Below are 18778 nucleotides of genomic sequence, written 5' to 3' on the forward strand. Positions count from 1 at the left end.
ACAAACAACTAAATTCAGCTAAAAGAGGGATGCTTTGGCTGTTAAGTATATCAATCGGTTTCGATTGCTATGAATAATTAATGAGGATTATGATGCAGCCATCATTTGATAAAAATAAAGCAAGATTTTCTTTGCTACCCCTACTCACCTTTGTTGCTATTTTTTTAGGCTCAGGCTTATATTTGCAATCTCAAGGGGTTGATTATGCATTTTATCAACTCCCAGCACCGGTCGCTATTTTACCTGCGATTGTTTTAGCCTTTATCTTAAACAAAGCCAGTATTAATCAAAGTGTAGAAACCTTTATTAAAGGCGTGGGTAATAACAATATTATTACCATGTGCCTTATCTATTTATTAGCAGGTGCTTTTTCTGCGGTTGCAGGGGCAACCGGTGGCGTTGACGCGGTTGTTAATGCTGGTCTCTCTCTTATTCCCCCTTCATTACTTCTGCCTGGTTTGTTTTTAATTGCAGCGGTTATCTCTACTGCGATGGGCACGTCAATGGGAACTATCGGTGCTATTGGCCCAATTGCTTATGCAGTATCAATGAAAACAGGGATTGATCCCGCATTAATGGCCGGTACCATTGTATCTGGCGCCATGTTTGGTGATAACCTATCAATAATTTCCGACACTACGATTGCAGCTACCCGCACGCAAGGCTGTGAAATGAAAGATAAGTTTAAAGAAAATCTTAAAATTGCTGTTCCGGCCGCTATCCTTACTATTGCATTACTATTGTTTTTAACGCCTGCAGCACAGGTAGTTGATACCAAAGACTACGATATTTTATTAGTACTTCCTTATGCCTTTATTCTAGTCTTGGCGGTAATGGGCTTTAATGTATTTGTAGTACTGTTAAGCGGTATTGTTTTCGCCGCATTGATGGGCTTTACCGGAAGCTATGAAGGCGCCAGCTTTGTAAAAGATATTTACCAAGGTTTTAGCGACATGCAGGAAATATTTTTACTGTCTATGTTTATTGGTGGCCTCTCTGAGTTTATTCGTATTAATGGCGGCCTCGACTACATCGCGCAAAAAATTCAAGCAATCACTAAGGTCATTGCAAAATGGCATCGCAAGGTAGCGGATCAGTTAGGGATAGCTGCATTAGTGCTAACCAGCAATATGTGTATTGCTAACAACACAGTGTCTATTATTGTGACTGGTCCTATTGCTAAAAAGCTAGCTGACGATGGCGAAATTAGTGGTAAACGTTCTGCCAGTTTATTAGATATTTTTGCCTGTGTTACCCAAGGGTCTTTACCTTACGGCGCACAAGCACTTCTGCTTGGTGCTACATTTAAAATTAGCCCGTGGGAAGTATCAACCTCATCTTACTACTGCTTTATTTTAGCTTTTACCGCTATTGCGGTTATTTGTTTACGTCGTAATAAAGCTTAAATCTTCTTTAAACAGTGTATTAGCCACATGCTAGTACACTGTTTATGACAATAAATAATTAACAAATTAACCGTCTTTGCTATAATGTGGTATTCAGCGTGTCACATAAAATATGGTTATGAAAATTAAAAACTTACTTCCTCTCGTTGCACTTAGTGCGTGTGCCTTAAGTTCAACAGCTACTGCTGCTAATTGGAGCAGTACTGCGCTTCATATTAACAACGGTAATCATAAAAACCCGTTCACTGAACAAAAATCAAGCACCACGGTTTATTCATTGCAACATGCTTCAGGCCATGACTATGGGGATAACTTTTTCTTTATTGATTACAGCACTGATGGCAATGACGATAACTACCAAGATCAAGACTTTTACTTTGAAGGTTATTCTACGCTTAGCTTATCGGCCGTTATGGACGAAAAAGTAGCGTCAGGTGCGCTCGTTGATGTTGGCCTAACCATGGGTATTAATGCCGCAGGCGATGCTAAAGTTGTTAAATACTTACCGGGTGTAAAATTAAGCTGGGATGTACCTGGTTTTAATTTCTTCTCAACCCTTGTGACTGCCTACATTGATGATAGTGAAGGTGTTGCGAAAGGCGGTGCGCCAATTGAAACCAACAGCTGGATGTTTGACGTTGCTTTTGAATATCCATTTATGATCGGCTCACAAAAATTTAGTGTTAAGGGTCATGCGGAATATATTGCTGAGCGTGAAGATGAGTTTGGTAATGACGTACGCGCTTGGTTTTTAGCTCAACCTATTATTGTATGGGATATGGGGCATGCGCTAGAAATGAAAGAAAACACCTTACTGTTAGGTATGGAGTGGCAGTACTGGCATAACAAACTTGGTACAGATGTTACAGAGTCAGTTCCACAAGTACACATAGAGTGGACTTTTTAATAATTAAATACTTAACTATTAAAAAATAAAACCTGTCATTAGACAGGTTTTTTTATGGTTGATTACAACTTACACTGCGGATTTTTACCTTGTGCTTTAGCTGCTTTTTGCTCACTAAGCGCTTTACTCATTTGCGATTGTAAATTTGCAATACGGCTTGTTGGTGCTGGGTGAGTTGATAAAAACTCTGGCGTTGCCCCACTGCCCGCTTGACTCATATTTTGCCAAAGCGTAACAGACTCTTTAGGGTTGAAACCTGCTTGCGCCATTAAATCTAAACCAATAACGTCAGCTTCTGTCTCATGTGAACGACTAAACGGTAAAACCACACCATATTGAGCGCCAAGACCAAGCCCTTGCATAATTTCATTGCGGTATTGCACGTTACCCATTTCAAGCGCCGCACTGCCCACTTTCATTCCGGTTTGTAAAATAGAGCTTTGTGAAACACGTTCATTTGAGTGCTCTGCAATCACATGACCGACTTCATGACCTAAAACAGTTGCAAGCTGATCTTGATTTGTAGCAATTTTTAATAATCCAGTGTGCACGCCAATATAACCACCTGGCAATGCAAAAGCGTTTGCAGATTCATCTTCAAATACCACCACTTCCCAATTTTGAGATGCATAATCTGTAGGAAGCACGGCTACTACTTTGTCAGCAATACAATTGACGTAACTGTTAACTTTTGGGTCTTTATTTACCGGCTGCGTTTTTTTCATTTGGGCAAAACTCGCAGTGCCCATTTGACTCATTTGTTGATCTGAGTAAAGCGCAATCTGTGTGCGTCCAGTTGGTGATGTTTTACAACCTACTAATACTGCACTGGCAAGTACTGCCAAAACCAATTTCTTCATTATAATGCCCTAAAAAAGTTTGTTACTGAGTATAGAATACCAAACGCAGTGTTGGTTTAAAATCTTTGCTTTTTGCGATTAAACAATTAAGTTAGCAGGCAAACTAAGTTTATCCAACGCCATTGCCCTGCTATACTGCCCAACCTATATTCGTTGTTTTGAGTTTTTAAATGAGCGCTTCGGCTTCTTCTTTTAATACCCGTATTTTATTGCCTTTATTAGCCAGTATTGTAGCAATCACGCCTTTAGCCATCGATATGTATTTACCGGCTATGCTGGTAATTGCCAACGATCTCAATACTAGCATGCCAAATGTTCAAATCTCGTTGAGTATCTATTTAGCAGGTTATGCATTGGGCATGTTATTTTTTGGCCCCATAGCCGATCAAATTGGCAGGCGTAAACTGGCACGAATAGGGCTCAGTTTATTTGGCTTGAGTTCACTCGCTTTAGCATTTACCACTGAAGTGCATACTTTTTGGCTGTTAAGAGCAGTACAGGCATTTACAGGGGCGGCAGCTACGGTTGTGGTTCCTGGGATAATTAGACACATATATCAAAAAAATACTGCTAAGGGTATGTCGTACGTGTCTATGATTATGATGATAGCGCCTTTACTTGCCCCCTCTATCGGCTCAGTTATTTTAGGCTTTTCGCTTTGGTCGACTATTTTTATTGTTTTAGCGGCTTATAGCTTTGTAATTTTACTTTTTGTGCAGCGTTATTTAATCGATATCCCGATATTTAAAAATGATCGAAAAGGGTTATCGCTATTCTTTTCGAGTTACAAAGTGGTATTAAGCAACCCGCACGCCCGCGCTGATATTTTAAGCTCGATGTTTGTGTCGTTTGGCTTTTTTTGCTTTTTAACCTCGGTTCCATATATTTACCTCGACTTATTTAAAGTATCGGAACAATTGTTTGGCCTGCTATTCGCTTTTAATGTAATGGCGCTGATGTTTGGTAACTTTTTAAATACTCGCGTAGTGCCGCGTATTGGCTCACGAAAAATGCTTTATTACGGGCTAATGTGTGGTTTTTTATCTGGCACAGCATTACTCAGCTTTAGTGTGTTGCATTTATCGCTTTACTTTATTGTTGCGGCTATTGCCCCGTTAATGATGAGCTTAGGCATAATAGCAAGTAATGCAGATTCATTAATTTTGATGAAGTTTGAACAAAATACCGGAACTGCTACGGCGGTTATCGGCACCTTGCGTTTTGGTAGTGGCGCATTAGTAGGCCCTATATTAGCGGTAATGCATGCACAAAGTGCGGTTCCATTTTCTAGTTTAATGTTTAGTGCGGTGGTACTGACAATACTGGTGCAGTTAATACATTATTTGAAAGACAAAAAAAATGCCTCATAATGAGGCATTTTTAAATTGTATACTTAATTAAGCGTCAGCGGCTTTAGATACCATGACCATTGCAGGGCGTAATAAACGACCGTTTAATGTGTAGCCTTTTTGCATTACTGCTAAAACAGTATTTGGGGTTACATCGTTGCTTGGTTGGATTGACATTGCTTGATGAAAGTCTGGGTTAAACTGCTCACCTTGAGGGTTTACAATTTCAACACCAAATTTAGCTACCGCGTCGTTAAAGCTTTTCACTGTCATATCAATGCCTTCAAGTAAAGGCTTAAGCGTTTCATTTTCTTTATCAGAAAACTCAATAGCACGCTCTAAGTTATCTATAACAGGGAGTAATTCATTAGCAAACTTTTCTAGTGCAAATTTGTGTGCTTTTTCTACATCTTGTGCAGCGCGACGACGCATATTGTCCACATCTGCAGCAGCGCGAACTACGCTATCTTTTTGATCTGCAATAGTTTGCTTTGCAGTTTCAAGCTCGGCATATAACATAGCAATTTCTGCTTCAGGGCTTTGCTCTTGCTCGGCATGTTGCTCAGCTGCTTCAACTGCCGCCTCAACATCGGCTTCCATTTGCGTCACTTCTTCGTTCAGTTCTACTTCTTGCTCTGGGTTTTGTGTCTGCTCAGACATAAAATATACGCTCCAATTCTTTACAACTGCGGTAATTATGGGGATTGAATAAAAAGATTCAAGAGCTCAATGGCTCTAATAATTTAAATTCTTGGATTATTTTCTCTAATTGCGCTGATTTTGGACAAATAACACAAAAACGACTTTGATATTCTTGGTTTTGAAAATACGGCACACTGATCACTATAAGATCATCACAGGAGCTAAAAGGTAAGTTTTCGGCACTAAGAATGGAGACCCCATTTTTGAAAACGAGTTTATCTTCAACAAAATTTAAGAATGACACACCAATATTGAGACTTTGCTCACAGTCTATTTTCTTATAAAGGTAATTTTCCCCAACAACAATGCTGTTATCTGAGCCTAATTTTTGGCTTAGCTCACGGGTCCATTGAGTTAAAGAATCATGACAATTACGTGGTGCCGTATTGGCCATTGCCTGCATCCGATAAAGGCCTTCGATTAAAGATTGTTGACTAAAAACCGTATTGAGCCAAGTCGCAAATTCATAGCGTTGGCTATCGCTAGGGTCATTAGGCTTATTAATACAAATATTGTGGCTCTGTCCTGCTCTATCTAAAAGTAAAATAAGCCAGTTGTTTGCATCAAAATCGAGCACTTCTACTCTAAATACCTGCTGTGTTCTAACTTGGGGTAACCCTACACAACAACATACTTGGTAGCGTTGACTCAAACCATGCGCAAGCTCAACTAATTGTGCCTGCTCAGGTTGCCAATAATTAGCAATATCTTTGAGCGAAAAAAACTCATCAAACCAATAGTCAAACCCATCATTAGTTGGCACACGGCCAGCCGATGTGTGTGGTGAATACAACAAACCTATTTTTTCAAGTCGCGCCATTGCGTTACGAACAGTAGCAGAGCAAACCGCCATACCTTTTTGCTTTGCAATTTTTGTTGACGGCACAGGTAAGCCATCGCCATTACAGTACATACTCATAACAGCGGCAAATATTTGCTGATCTCGTGGGTTTAGTTTCATGTTATCTACATCTTTATGCATAGTTATTATATCGGGGCTAAGCATTATTATTTCAAGTATAAAAAATACAATAAATCTAAATTTTACAGTGAATTGATTAAATCCGCTGGGTATTACTAAAATCCATGTTTTCAAACACTTCTGTTTTAGGTTACTCTACAAATATTAGAACTTTCAGTGTATTTATTATGGACTCTCCCTTTAATACTATCGGCTTGATTGGTAAGCCAAATCATCCTAATGCTGCCGCTACTTTACAACGATTACATACGTTTTTATTAGCTTTAGGCTTTGAGGTGATTGTTGAAAAACGTACAGGGAGTCAACTTAGTGATGTACCGAGTGACAAACTCGTAAAGCTCGTTGATTTAGGCGAGCGTGCCGACTTAGCGATTGTGGTTGGAGGCGATGGCAACATGCTTGGTGCTGCAAGGGTGCTGGCACGCTTTGACATAGCCGTAATTGGTGTTAATAGAGGTAATTTAGGCTTTTTAACAGATCTGAACCCAGAAGGATTTGAAGGTAGCTTAGAGCAGGTACTCAGCGGCGATTACATTGAAGAGAAACGTTTTCTATTAGAAGTTGAAGTGTATCGACATAACGAGCTTAAAAGTGCTAATTCAGCAGTAAACGAAGCGGTGCTTCATGCTGATAAAGTAGCACACATGATTGAGTTTGAAGCCTTTATTAACGATGATTTTGTATTTTCACAACGTTCCGACGGTTTGATTGTATCCACTCCAACAGGCTCAACGGCATACTCTTTATCGGGCGGTGGGCCTATTTTAACACCAGAGCTTAATGCAATGTCACTGGTTCCCATGTTTCCACATACTTTATCAAGTCGCCCTTTAGTGGTTGATGCTGACAATGAAGTGCGTTTAAAGCTTAGTTTAGATAATACTGATAGCTTACAAGTAAGCTGTGACAGCCATGTTGTACTCGCCGTATTACCTGGGGACGAGGTAGTTATACGTAAAGCTGATAAAAAATTACGCTTAATTCACCCCAAAAATTACTCTTATTATAATGTGCTACGTAAAAAGCTTAATTGGGGTAGTCGTCTATACTAGTTTGAACGAATTTTAATCTGAAAAAATCATTAGCCCCTAATTTTATTGCCAAACATGCAACTTTAGCGCAAAATATTGGACTAGAAATTTTAAATATCATCAGGAAAAAGTAGTAATGAATTATGTAGTATTTCTTGCTTTATTATTATTAATTACCCTACTTGGCAGTTACATGCTAATTGAGAGTAATCGAAAAAAAACCATTGAAGCAAAGAAAAAGCTGTTTAACGAGCGCGTAGCAAGTACTCAATCACGTTTAAAAATAAAACTAAACGAGTTACTTGATGCAAAAGTAATCAGTGCTAAGCACCTTCCTCGAATTCAAGCCGTTGTTAGTAACTTTTTTGTGGTACAGCCTCACACCGATGAAAATTTAGTTAAGCTGGAATCGTTATGTGACCAACTTATTAATATACTTAACGAAGAGCTTATAAAAACCTATAAAAGTAATAATAGCCAAGCATTTGCCGACAGCACTCAATATTTTATAGCAGAGTTGCCAGCTCAAGGTATTTTATACAATAAAAATTTTTACCAAGAAGTCCTTCCTACGTTAATCTTAAAGTTGAAAACTGAAGACAACATACAACCAGTTGATAATATTGATCTTAACGATGAAACCCTCCCTATTGATGAAGAAAAAAAAACACTAATTGAGTCCAGCCTTGCTTAAAATATAGAAATTTAGTTTGCAATAAACCAAAACACTGTATAAATTAACAGTTAATTCACTGGATGGATGAACAGTATGTTAATTGGTTTAGAAATTAAAAATTTTGCAATTGTAAGTAATTTAAGCACTGAATGGCATTCGGGCATGACCGCTATTACCGGTGAAACGGGTGCGGGTAAATCAATCGCTATTGATGCGTTATCATTGTGCCTTGGAGAACGAGCAGAGGCTTCAGCTGTGCGCCCAGGCACTGATAAAGCCGAGGTAAGTGCGCAATTTGATTTAAGCAATTTGCCACACGCCCATGCATTTCTAGAAGAGAACATGCTTAATAATGACGATAACGAATGTCTACTTCGTAGAGTTGTTTGCAAGAATGGCCGCAGCAAAAGCTACATTAATGGTAGCCCTGTCACCGCTGCACAGCTAAAAGAGCTAGGCCAATATTTAATTTCTATACACGGTCAACATGCACACCAGCATCTATTAAAAGCAGAGCATCAATTACAGCTACTGGATGCTTACGCCGGGCATCAAAATCTAGTTAATGCTGTAAGCCAACGCTATAAACGTTATGCTGATTTACAAAAAGAATTTAAACAACTAGAACATCAACAGCAACAACAAGCTGCGCAGAAACAGTTATTAGAATACCAAGTAGCTGAACTTGATGAATTTGCCTTGCAAACAGGTGAATTTGAACAAATAGAAGCAGAGCATTATAAGCTCAGTAATAGCCAAACTATTTTGCAATCTTGTCAGCGCGAGCTACAACACTTATACGAAAGTGATGAGCAAAATGCGTGCTCTCTTATACAACATAGCGCGCAACAATTTAATGAACTTGCACATTATGATGAAACCCTGGCCAATGTAGCAGCATTACTGACAGAAGCGGCGGTTCAAGTTGAAGAAGCAAGCAGAGAAATACGCAATTATACTGAACAAGCTGACTTAGATCCTACTCGCTTAACGGAAGTAGAAAACAGGCTCAGCGGCGCTATGGATTTAGCAAGAAAACACCATATAAAGCCACAAGAGCTCGTTGAGTTTCATCAAAATGTAACACAAGAGCTAGACTCTATAAGCAGTAATAGTTCGCGCCTCGAACAGCTTGAAGGTGAAATTACAGCAGCTCTTGAAGATTATCAAACGGCTAGTGAGGAATTAAGTGCTAGCCGTCATCAATACGCTAATACACTTAATGGCTTGATCAGCGAAAGCATGGCTAATTTATCTATGGAAAATGGCGTTTTTGAAATAGCCCTTACAGCACATACCGATCGCTCTCCAAACAGCTTAGGTTTTGATAATGTATCGTTTTTAGTATCAACAAACCCAGGGCAACCATTGCAACCTTTAGCAAAAGTAGCCTCTGGTGGTGAGCTATCACGCATTAGTTTGGCTATTCAGGTTATTATTGCCCAAAAAGTCACGACTCCTACGCTTATATTTGATGAAGTTGATGTCGGTATTTCTGGCCCAACGGCTGCTGCCGTTGGTAAACTACTTCGCCAATTAGGTAAATCGACACAAGTAATTTGTGTAACTCATTTACCGCAAGTGGCCAGTAGTGCTCATCAGCAATTTTTTGTTGCCAAAGAAATCGCTAATGGTGAAACATTTACGCATATGCTGGCATTGAATAAAGATGGCAGGGTTAATGAAATTGCGCGCTTACTGGGTGGTGATAACATTAGCAAAACAGCTAAAGCAAATGCGAAAGAGCTTATAAAAGCGCACGGATAAAATTATACATTTATAGTGCGTTACCTTGATACGGTGAGGATACCTTGATGCAAACAACGGTCATTTATTTTGGCTTAGCAATTAACTGGCTACTACTTATAGTTAGTGTACTTTTAGCCATGTTTAGCAAGTTTAAACATACACAATTTAAACAAGGCTTATATCGTTTTTTAAATATGGCATTGATTGTACATATTGTTATTGCTGTTATGTTAGTTTTTAGCAGCACAACTATTAGTGGCTTAATAACACTTAGTTGGTTGGTTATTAGCCTACAGCTTGTTTGTAACATTATCTGCTATAAAAGTGTGAAACGTCGACAAGCCAGAGTGAAATCGAGCCTTGATCACTTCTCGATGGATTAACTAACATAGCGTTTAAAAATGCCCGCAACCTGTGTATTGCGGGCATTTTTATTTGTAAAACTGAGGGAATAAAAAAGCAAACCCGAAAGTTTGCTTTTGACTCCATTCTAACAAAAGAATTATTTACACTTTTAAATAATCCATAATGCCTTCTGCAGCATTACGTCCCTCAAATATAGCGGTAACTACTAAGTCTGAGCCACGAACAATATCGCCTCCAGCAAATATTTTAGGGTTGGTAGTTTGATGAGTAAATTCACCTTGTTCAGGTGCATTAATACCGCCCCAGTGGTTAATTTCTACATCGTATTTTTCTAACCAGTCCATTTTATGAGGCTTAAAGCCAAATGCCATAATCACTTGTGTTGCTTCAATAATATGCTCTGATCCGGGTACTTCTTCAGCGCGACGACGGCCGTTTTCATCTGCCTCACCAAGCTGAGTTTTTACCATTTTAACGCCAGCGACTGCGCCTTTATCATTAAGGACAATCCCTTTTGGCTGAACGTTATAAGTAAAAATCACGCCCTCTTCTTTGGCATTTTTTACTTCACGTTTTGAGCCAGGCATGTTTTCTTCATCACGACGGTACGCACAGGTCACCTTTAATGCATTATGACGAATTGATGTTCGCACGCAATCCATTGCAGTATCACCGCCACCTAGCACAACGACTTTTTCATTTGCCATATCAATACAGGCTTGCTTAGACTCATCGTAGCCCATTACGCGATTGGTGTTACCAATTAAGAATGGCAGTGCATCATGCACACCCGGAGCATCTTCGTTTTCAAGCCCCGCACGCATACTCTGATAAGTCCCCACTCCCAAAAATACGGCGTCATACTCATTAAGTATTTCATCCATGCTAATGTCTTTACCCACTTCGACATTAAGCTTAAATTCAACACCCATTTCAGTAAATATTTCGCGACGTTTTTGCATGACTTCTTTTTCTAATTTAAAAGAAGGTATACCAAAAGTTAACAGTCCACCAATTTCTGGGTGACGGTCAAATACCACAGGCTTTACGCCGTTGCGTACTAAAATATCAGCACAGCCTAACCCTGCGGGTCCTGCGCCGATAATAGCCACTTTTTTATCAGTCCATGTCACATAGGACATGTCTGGCTTCCAGCCCATTTTGAACGCGGTATCGGTGATGTACTTTTCAATATTACCAATTGTTACCGCACCAAATTCTTCATCTAATGTACATGAGCCTTCACATAAGCGATCTTGCGGGCATACTCGACCACACACTTCAGGCAAACTGTTAGTACGGTGCGAAAGCTCAGCCGCCTCTAAAATGCGCCCTGTACGGATCAGTTTTAACCATTGTGGAATATAGTTATGTACTGGACATTTCCACTCACAATAAGGGTTACCGCAATCAAGGCAGCGATCTGCCTGTGAATTAACTTGGTTTTCTGAAAAGGGTTCATAAATTTCTACGAACGATTTTTTACGCGACGAGATTGGTTTCTTGCGTGGGTCTACACGCTGCACGTCTATAAATTGATATACATTTTCGCTCATACTGCCCCCTTATTGCGCCTGAACACGTAGTTCGGCGCTACTGCGAGCGCGATGCCCGAGTAAACTTTTTACGTCACTTGATTTAGGTTTTACTAATTTGAACATCGGTAAATAAAGTTCAAAATTAGCTAAAATAGTTTCTGCTCTGCATGAGCCTGTTAGCTCTAAATGGTCAGCAATTAAGCCGCGTAAATGCTCTTGATGTGAACTCAAATCATCTAAAGTAACCACTTCAACCAACTCTGGGTTAATGCGTTTCTCAAAATCACCTCGTTCATCTAAAATATAAGCAAAACCACCGGTCATACCTGCACCAAAGTTAACCCCTACATTACCAAGTACACATACCACACCACCTGTCATATATTCACAACCATTATCACCAACACCTTCAACAACAGCTTGCACACCCGAATTACGCACAGCAAAACGCTCACCAGCACATCCGGCTGCAAACAATTTACCGCCAGTGGCACCATATAAACAGGTATTACCTACGATGGTTGCTTTGTGACTTTCAAATGACGAACCCAGTGGTGGGCGAACGACTAGCTTACCGCCCGCCATTCCTTTACCAACGTAATCGTTGGCATCACCAACTAAAGTCATTTCAAGGCCGCCAGCGTTCCATACCCCGAATGACTGGCCAGCGGTACCATGAAGCTCAATCACTACGGGATCTGCTGCCATACCTTGATTACCGTGCTTATCAGCAATATAACCAGAAAGCATTGCGCCAACAGATCTATCGGTATTACATATACGGCTCACTAATGAAATGCCGCTTGAGTTATCAATTGCCTCTTGTGCCTTGCCGAGTAAGCTCTCATTTAACTCACCTAAATAGTGCGAGCTATTTGGTGTACTGCAAAACAATGTTTCACCCGTAGGGTTGTTTGGCTGAGCGATAACCGCTGATAAATCTATTTTTTGCTGCTTGGCTGTTTTGCCTTCAATGGCTTCGAGTAAATCTAAGCGACCAATCAAATCGGTTAGGTTTGCAACACCTAAACTTGCCATAATTTCACGCGCTTCTTGAGCTATAAACTTAAAGTAGTTCATCGCCATTTCTGGTAAGCCATGATAGTGCTTTTGACGCAATGTATCGTCTTGAGTTGCTACACCGGTAGCACAGTTATTTAAGTGACAAATTCGTAAGTATTTACAGCCTAACGCCACCATAGGTCCGGTACCAAAACCAAAACTTTCAGCGCCTAAAATGGCTGCTTTGATGATATCAAGCCCGGTTTTCAACCCCCCATCTGTTTGCAGGCGAATACGATGACGAAGGCCATTTTCGACAAGTGCTTGTTGCGTCTCTGCAAGGCCAAGCTCCCATGGGCTGCCAGCATATTTAACCGAGGTTAAGGGACTTGCACCTGTGCCACCATCGTAGCCTGAGATAGTAATTAGATCGGCATACGCTTTTGCAACACCGGTTGCAATTGTTCCTACGCCCGGTTCAGATACCAGTTTTACTGAAATCAGTGCATTCGGGTTTACTTGCTTTAAATCAAAAATAAGCTGGGCTAAATCTTCAATAGAGTAAATATCATGATGCGGTGGCGGTGAAATTAGTGTCACACCCGGTACAGAGTAACGAAGCTTGGCAATATAGGGCGTTACTTTTTCACCTGGTAACTGCCCGCCTTCGCCCGGCTTAGCGCCTTGAGCCACTTTTATTTGAATGACATCCGCACTGCGTAAATAATGAGGTGTTACACCAAATCGACCTGAGGCCACTTGTTTAATCCGTGAATTTTTTTCTGTACCGTAACGAAGTTTATCTTCGCCACCTTCGCCAGAATTTGAGCAACCACCTAAACGGTTCATAGCAATGGCTAGTGCTTCATGCGCCTCTGGTGATAATGCACCAATACTCATCGCTGCAGAATCAAAACGTTTATAAAGCTCAGTGGCAGGCTCGACGGCATCAATGCTTATACCCTTTTCTGGCAGTTTTAAAGCCAACATATCGCGCAAAGTCGCGACTGGACGGTGATTAACTAGCTTTGCGTATTCGCTGTAATCACTATACTCGCCGCTACGTACTGCTTTTTGTAACGTTTGAATCACATCAGGGTTGTAAGCATGATACTCGCCGCCGTGAACGTATTTAAATAAACCGCCATGGCTTAATAATTTACGTTTACTAAGCGCCAGTTTATGCAAGCTTTGCTGATCATCATCAAAGTCGCTAAAACACGCCCCTTTTATGCGACTTGCAACGCCCTTAAAACACATCTCAACAATCGCGTCAGATAGACCAACCGCTTCAAACAACATCGAACAACGATATGAAGCCACGGTGCTAATACCCATTTTCGACATGATTTTGTACAAGCCTTTATTAATTGCTTGACGATAAGCCAGTGTCACTTCGCAGTATGACTTATTAATTACCTTACTATCGCTCATGGCCACAAGTGACTCATACGCTAAATACGGGTAGATTGCGGTTGCACCGAAGCCAAGTAGAACAGCAAATTGATGCGCGTCACGAACGCTACCGGTTTCAATAATGATGTTAGACTCACAGCGTAAGTTATTATCTACCAAGCGTTTTTGTACCGCACCCACCGCCATAGCAGCAGGAATAGGTAATTGATTGCCATCAAAGTTACGATCCGTTAATACGAGCATAATGCAGCCTGATGCTGCTTTTTCTTGTGCTTCATCACAAACACGCTTAACGGCGTTTTCAAGGCCTTCTTCTATGGTGTAAGTAATGTCAATCTTACAGTAACTGTAGTGTGCTTCATCGGCATTGAGTAGCTGCTGCATGTCAGCATACATTAAAATAGGCGTATCAAATTGCAGGCGTTTAGCATGCCCTGTCGTTTCATTAAATACGTTTTGTTCACTGCCAATACACGTTGCCAACGACATTACATGGTTTTCACGTAACGGATCAATTGGCGGATTAGTCACTTGGGCAAACTTCTGGCGGAAATAATCGTAAAGTGAACGATGCCCTTCGCTTAGGACGGCAAACGGCGTATCGTCACCCATTGAACCGGTAGCTTCTTGACCATTTTCACCCATAACACGAATAACACTGTCTAGCTCTTCATTAGTATAGCCAAACATCTTTTGGTATTTGGCTAGAGTTGCATCATCGAATGAGCGATTACCTGCATCTTGCTCAGTCAGTGCTTCAAAAGGTGTTAAGCGTTTAACGTTTTCTTCTAACCACGATTTATAAGGGTGGCGTGATTTTAAATCTTGGTCAATTTCATCTGAATGCCAAATTTTTCCGAGTTTGGTATCAATAACGAGTAGCTCGCCTGGGCCAACACGTCCTTTTTCGACCACCTCATCAGCGGTGTAATCCCAAATTCCCACTTCAGAAGCTAAAGTAATAAAGCCATCTTGAGTAATAATATAACGTGCAGGGCGCAGACCATTTCGGTCTAGGTTACAGGCTGCAAAGCGCCCATCAGACATAACGATGCCTGCAGGGCCATCCCACGGTTCCATATGCATAGAGTTAAAATCATAGAACGCACGTAAGTCGTCATCCATAGCTCGGTTTTTTTGCCATGCTGGCGGCACTAGCATGCGCATCGCACGGAATAAATCCATACCACCAGCTAAAAATAGCTCCAGCATATTATCGAGGCTAGATGAGTCAGACCCTGTCTCATTAACAAACGGCGCTGCACTTTGTAAATCAGGAATAAGTGGCGAAGCAAATTTATAAGAACGGGCACGTGCCCATTGGCGGTTACCTTCAATAGTATTAATTTCACCATTGTGTGCTAAATAACGAAATGGTTGCGCTAAAGGCCAGCGAGGCTGTGTGTTTGTAGAGAAGCGTTGATGAAAAACACAAATAGCACTGGTCATGCGAATATCCGCAAGATCAAGATAAAAATTAGGCAAGTCAGCAGGCATCATTAAGCCTTTATATATTGTGACTAGCCCAGATAAGCTCGCAATATAAAATGACTCATCATCCATTAGACGCTTTTCAGCACGACGTCGTGCAACATATAAGCGGCGCTCTAAATCTTTAGAACGCCAACCTTCTGGCGCACTAATAAAAATTTGTTCAAAACCTGGCAATTGTTTTAGAGCAATAGGTCCTAACATTGATGGATCGGTTGGAACTACACGCCAGCCCAAAATATTTAGCGTTTCTTTTTCTAGTTCTTCGCTTAAAATATCTTTGGCTGCTTGTGCTAATACCGGATCAGCATTGAGGAAAATCATCCCAACGGCGTAATTTTTACCTAAATGCCAATTATTCTCAGCAGCAATAGCACGAAAGAAGCTGTCTGGTTTTTGTAATAATAAGCCACAGCCATCACCTGTTTTACCATCAGCAGAAATACCACCGCGATGCTGCATGCGATCTAAACCGGTGATAGCCGTGCGAATGAGTCGGTGACTCGCTTGGTTATTAACTTGGGCTATTAAGCCAAAGCCACAATTATCTTTTTCTAGTTTTGAGTCATATAACATGGACCCCTCCCCTTGCTGCGCTGTTAACGTGGATGAACGGCTCGACGATTTGCTAACAGACGACCAAAATTAGCGTTATTCCACCCTTGAGTCAATATTTTTATGAATACATATTCATTATATTGAATATATTTCAATTTAATAAAAAATTATAAAACAGTGCCAAATATTAACATTTCCACGAATTTCGGATCGAAAAATAGATTGACACCGGTGTTATTTTTAAAAACTTGTAAATAAATTCTCTTCACAATAGGCAGTTTACGTAAACGTAAAGTAGCACCAAAATGAATAACTATTCATTACACATCATTCCATCATTTTTGCTTTATTCGTAATACATCTAAATACGACATTTAATTACATCGACTTCTATTTAGCACATAGTTTATTCAATGAATTTGCACGTTAGTCTTATGCTATGCATTAATTAACAACTTTCTTTGCTTTACGTTGAGGTAACCTCATCCCATAGACAAATCAAAAAAGTGCCCGCAGCGGACACTTTTTATGTCCGCGGACATGTAAAACAAAAAGGGTAAAGTTAAAAATCAAATAAATTCAATAAGATAAAAAATGGCATGCTATTCGAATACAGCATAACTATATAAGTTTTGAGGATGTTCGAATGTTTACTATTGGCTTATTTTTAATTTCACCAATTATTCTGTTTATTGCCTCGCTAATGATTACTGTGTTTGAAAAACACTAAGAGAACATATAATGATTAAAGACACTAGCGGGCAAGACACGCAAATCTCACAACCTATAAATTTTAAAAAATACATCAGGCTGTTTATATTTATTGTGGGCCTAGTTGCTCTATGTGTATATGCACTATTAAATGCTGATCAAGAAGGTACTATCTCGGTTGATAGAGTAAGCCTACAAATAGCTACAGTTGTACGCCAATCACTAATACGCGATGTTGCAGCCAGCGGTAAAATTGTGGCCGCCAGAGCACCAAAAGTTTACAGCCCTGAACGAGGCTTTGTTTCATTGAAGGTTAATGCTGGTGACTCAGTAAAACTGCATGATGTAATAGCCATGGTTGATAGTCCTGAGCTCACAAACGAATTAAAGCAGCAACAGTCTGTTTTAGCTCGTCTTGAGGGCGAGCTACAACGTAAACACCTTGAGGCACGCCGCCAATCATTAAGCTTAAATAAAGCACTTGATCTAGCACAAGTAGAGTTAAACGCTGCCGATAGAGAAAATCGCAGAGCGGCCTTATCAATGCAAAAAAATGTGATCAGTCAAATTGATCACGAAAAAGCCATTGATGAGCTTGCCCGTGCAAAACTCTCTTATAAACATGCAGAGCAAGAAGTTGAATTGTCCAAAGATACACTTGCTTTTGAACTACAGGCCGCTAAACGAGATGTCACTCGTCAACAACTGATTGTCGATGATCTACTTCGTAAAGTTAATAACTTAACAATTAAAGCCACTGTGTCAGGGATTGTAGGTAACTTACTAGTTCAACAAAGAGAAGCGGTAACACAAAGCCAACCATTAATGACTTTAGTTGATTTGAGTAATTTTGAAGCAGAGCTACAAGTCCCTGAAAGTTATGCAAATGAGCTTGGTTTAGGTATGGACGTAGAGATAACAATGGGCGCTAGCAAAGTGATGGGCGCCCTCTCTGCCATTTCACCAGAAGTAAATAATAGAGAAGTCACAACGCGTGTACGTTTTGACAAAGACATGACGGGTATCAGACAAAACCAACGATTAACAGCACGTATTTTATTAGAAAATCGTGACGATGTTTTACAAGTTAAGCGTGGGGCATTTTTACAACAAGGCGGTACACAGGTTTATAAAATTACCGGTGATACAGCTCAGCTCATTGATATTTCAATTGGTGCAACCAGCATTAATGCGGTTGAGTTAATCTCAGGGGTTCAAGCTGGCGATGAATTGATTATCTCAAGCTATAACAGTTTCAAACACACACACACATTATTACTTCGCTAACAATCGCGTAGAACCAAACAACAAAAGGAAAAAGCATGTTAAAGATGAATAATATAAGTAAAGTATATCAAACAGAAATGGTTCAAACCCATGCATTACGTGATTTTAATCTACACGTTGATGAAGGCGAATTTATTGCTGTTACAGGCCCTAGCGGATCAGGAAAAACGACCTTTTTAAATATAGCTGGAATGTTAGAACCCTTCTCTGCAGGTGAATATTTACTTGATGGAATTGATGTAGGTAAGTTAAACGATAACCAGCGCGCAGATTGTCGAAATCAAAAAATAGGCTTTATCTTCCAAGGGTTCAATTTAATACCTGACTTAAACTTATATGAAAATATTGAAGTACCGCTACGTTATAGAGGTATTAAAGCCGCAGAGCGTAAACGTCGCATTGAAAAATGTTTAGAACAAGTTGGTCTTGCCTCTCGGGCAAAACATTTGCCACAGCAACTCTCTGGCGGACAGCAACAACGAGTAGCCATAGCACGCGCGCTTGCTGGCGAGCCACGATTTTTACTTGCCGATGAACCAACCGGTAATCTCGACAGCCTTATGGCTCGTCAAGTAATGGAGCTGCTTGAACAAATCAATCGCGATGGCGCGACCATCATTATGGTGACCCATGATCCTGAGCTTGCTCGCAGAGCGCCAAGAAACATTCAGGTGGTCGATGGACAACTTGCCGACTTTACGCTGTATCAAGGCGCACAAAACCTTAAAAATGTTGCAGGAGCGTAAG

Annotated in this window: 14 protein-coding genes; 9 read left to right on the forward strand and 5 right to left on the reverse strand. The window is 40.4% G+C overall.

Features of this window, described 5'->3' with window-relative positions; all coding sequences use genetic code 11:
* Window positions 1–92: 92 nt before the first annotated feature.
* Both AC0VZ5_RS09105 and AC0VZ5_RS09110 read left to right on the forward strand, forming a co-directional pair.
* Entirely contained in the window at window positions 93–1406 is a 1314-nt protein-coding gene (locus tag AC0VZ5_RS09105) for a Na+/H+ antiporter NhaC family protein (protein ID WP_198523808.1), read from the forward strand.
* Between the two features lie 118 nt (window positions 1407–1524).
* A complete protein-coding gene (locus AC0VZ5_RS09110; protein ID WP_055012946.1) occupies window positions 1525–2313 on the forward strand; it encodes a hypothetical protein in 789 nt (262 codons plus the stop codon).
* Window positions 2314–2375: 62 nt separating this feature from the next.
* Here AC0VZ5_RS09110 and AC0VZ5_RS09115 read toward each other — a convergent pair whose 3' ends face one another.
* On the reverse strand, window positions 2376–3173 hold the full coding sequence (locus AC0VZ5_RS09115; protein ID WP_193048948.1) for a M48 family metallopeptidase: 798 nt from the start codon (window positions 3171–3173) through the stop codon (window positions 2376–2378).
* 170 nt (window positions 3174–3343) lie between these two features.
* Here AC0VZ5_RS09115 and AC0VZ5_RS09120 point away from each other — a divergent pair, with 170 nt between their 5' ends.
* Entirely contained in the window at window positions 3344–4543 is a 1200-nt protein-coding gene (locus tag AC0VZ5_RS09120) for a Bcr/CflA family efflux MFS transporter (RefSeq protein WP_464708434.1), read from the forward strand.
* Window positions 4544–4570: 27 nt separating this feature from the next.
* Here the strand turns inward: AC0VZ5_RS09120 and grpE are convergent, their stop codons facing one another.
* The gene (grpE, locus tag AC0VZ5_RS09125) at window positions 4571–5182 is read right to left on the reverse strand and encodes a nucleotide exchange factor GrpE (protein WP_008113139.1); all 612 of its coding nucleotides are present in this window, start codon (window positions 5180–5182) and stop codon (window positions 4571–4573) included.
* Between the two features lie 58 nt (window positions 5183–5240).
* Window positions 5241–6206 carry an HrcA family transcriptional regulator gene (locus AC0VZ5_RS09130; RefSeq protein ID WP_464708429.1) on the reverse strand — a complete coding sequence of 322 codons (966 nt, stop codon included), beginning with the start codon at window positions 6204–6206 and terminating at the stop codon, window positions 5241–5243.
* Between the two features lie 167 nt (window positions 6207–6373).
* Between AC0VZ5_RS09130 and nadK the strand changes: the two genes are divergently transcribed.
* From nadK to AC0VZ5_RS09150, 4 genes are all read left to right on the forward strand, one after another.
* Window positions 6374–7258, forward strand: a complete 885-nt coding sequence (gene nadK / locus AC0VZ5_RS09135; protein WP_198523320.1) for an NAD(+) kinase — start codon at window positions 6374–6376, stop codon at window positions 7256–7258.
* Between the two features lie 115 nt (window positions 7259–7373).
* Window positions 7374–7931, forward strand: a complete 558-nt coding sequence (locus AC0VZ5_RS09140; RefSeq protein WP_475472506.1) for a hypothetical protein — start codon at window positions 7374–7376, stop codon at window positions 7929–7931.
* Between the two features lie 75 nt (window positions 7932–8006).
* Window positions 8007–9680: a DNA repair protein RecN gene (gene recN, locus AC0VZ5_RS09145; RefSeq protein ID WP_178956220.1), complete on the forward strand. Its 1674-nt coding sequence runs from the start codon at window positions 8007–8009 to the stop codon at window positions 9678–9680.
* A gap of 47 nt (window positions 9681–9727) precedes the next feature.
* Window positions 9728–10045, forward strand: coding sequence for a hypothetical protein (locus AC0VZ5_RS09150; protein WP_138607357.1), 318 nt, complete (start codon window positions 9728–9730; stop codon window positions 10043–10045).
* Window positions 10046–10168: 123 nt separating this feature from the next.
* Here the strand turns inward: AC0VZ5_RS09150 and AC0VZ5_RS09155 are convergent, their stop codons facing one another.
* Together AC0VZ5_RS09155 and gltB are read right to left on the reverse strand one after the other, a co-directional pair.
* Window positions 10169–11584 carry an FAD-dependent oxidoreductase gene (locus AC0VZ5_RS09155; RefSeq protein ID WP_076918541.1) on the reverse strand — a complete coding sequence of 472 codons (1416 nt, stop codon included), beginning with the start codon at window positions 11582–11584 and terminating at the stop codon, window positions 10169–10171.
* Window positions 11585–11593: 9 nt separating this feature from the next.
* On the reverse strand, window positions 11594–16051 hold the full coding sequence (gene gltB, locus AC0VZ5_RS09160) for a glutamate synthase large subunit (protein ID WP_475472508.1): 4458 nt from the start codon (window positions 16049–16051) through the stop codon (window positions 11594–11596).
* A 723-nt stretch (window positions 16052–16774) separates the two neighbouring features.
* Between gltB and AC0VZ5_RS09165 the strand changes: the two genes are divergently transcribed.
* Together AC0VZ5_RS09165 and AC0VZ5_RS09170 are read left to right on the forward strand one after the other, a co-directional pair.
* The gene (locus AC0VZ5_RS09165) at window positions 16775–18031 is read left to right on the forward strand and encodes an efflux RND transporter periplasmic adaptor subunit (RefSeq protein ID WP_475472510.1); all 1257 of its coding nucleotides are present in this window, start codon (window positions 16775–16777) and stop codon (window positions 18029–18031) included.
* A gap of 35 nt (window positions 18032–18066) precedes the next feature.
* Window positions 18067–18777 carry an ABC transporter ATP-binding protein gene (locus AC0VZ5_RS09170; RefSeq protein ID WP_010388610.1) on the forward strand — a complete coding sequence of 237 codons (711 nt, stop codon included), beginning with the start codon at window positions 18067–18069 and terminating at the stop codon, window positions 18775–18777.
* The last annotated feature ends 1 nt before the right edge of the window (window position 18778 follow it).

The organism is Pseudoalteromonas sp. QJM3NY_12 (assembly GCF_056173165.1).

Bases quoted from the DNA above. Each gene is read 5' to 3' on its own strand.
- AC0VZ5_RS09105 (WP_198523808.1), top strand. From the start codon at position 93: ATGCAGCCATCATTTGATAAAAATAAAGCAAGATTTTCTTTGCTACCC.
- AC0VZ5_RS09110 (WP_055012946.1), top strand. From the start codon at position 1,525: ATGAAAATTAAAAACTTACTTCCTCTCGTTGCACTTAGTGCGTGTGCC.
- AC0VZ5_RS09115 (WP_193048948.1), bottom strand. From the start codon at position 3,173: ATGAAGAAATTGGTTTTGGCAGTACTTGCCAGTGCAGTATTAGTAGGT.
- AC0VZ5_RS09120 (WP_464708434.1), top strand. From the start codon at position 3,344: ATGAGCGCTTCGGCTTCTTCTTTTAATACCCGTATTTTATTGCCTTTA.
- grpE (WP_008113139.1), bottom strand. From the start codon at position 5,182: ATGTCTGAGCAGACACAAAACCCAGAGCAAGAAGTAGAACTGAACGAA.
- AC0VZ5_RS09130 (WP_464708429.1), bottom strand. From the start codon at position 6,206: ATGCATAAAGATGTAGATAACATGAAACTAAACCCACGAGATCAGCAA.
- nadK (WP_198523320.1), top strand. From the start codon at position 6,374: ATGGACTCTCCCTTTAATACTATCGGCTTGATTGGTAAGCCAAATCAT.
- AC0VZ5_RS09140 (WP_475472506.1), top strand. From the start codon at position 7,374: ATGAATTATGTAGTATTTCTTGCTTTATTATTATTAATTACCCTACTT.
- recN (WP_178956220.1), top strand. From the start codon at position 8,007: ATGTTAATTGGTTTAGAAATTAAAAATTTTGCAATTGTAAGTAATTTA.
- AC0VZ5_RS09150 (WP_138607357.1), top strand. From the start codon at position 9,728: ATGCAAACAACGGTCATTTATTTTGGCTTAGCAATTAACTGGCTACTA.
- AC0VZ5_RS09155 (WP_076918541.1), bottom strand. From the start codon at position 11,584: ATGAGCGAAAATGTATATCAATTTATAGACGTGCAGCGTGTAGACCCA.
- gltB (WP_475472508.1), bottom strand. From the start codon at position 16,051: ATGTTATATGACTCAAAACTAGAAAAAGATAATTGTGGCTTTGGCTTA.
- AC0VZ5_RS09165 (WP_475472510.1), top strand. From the start codon at position 16,775: ATGATTAAAGACACTAGCGGGCAAGACACGCAAATCTCACAACCTATA.
- AC0VZ5_RS09170 (WP_010388610.1), top strand. From the start codon at position 18,067: ATGTTAAAGATGAATAATATAAGTAAAGTATATCAAACAGAAATGGTT.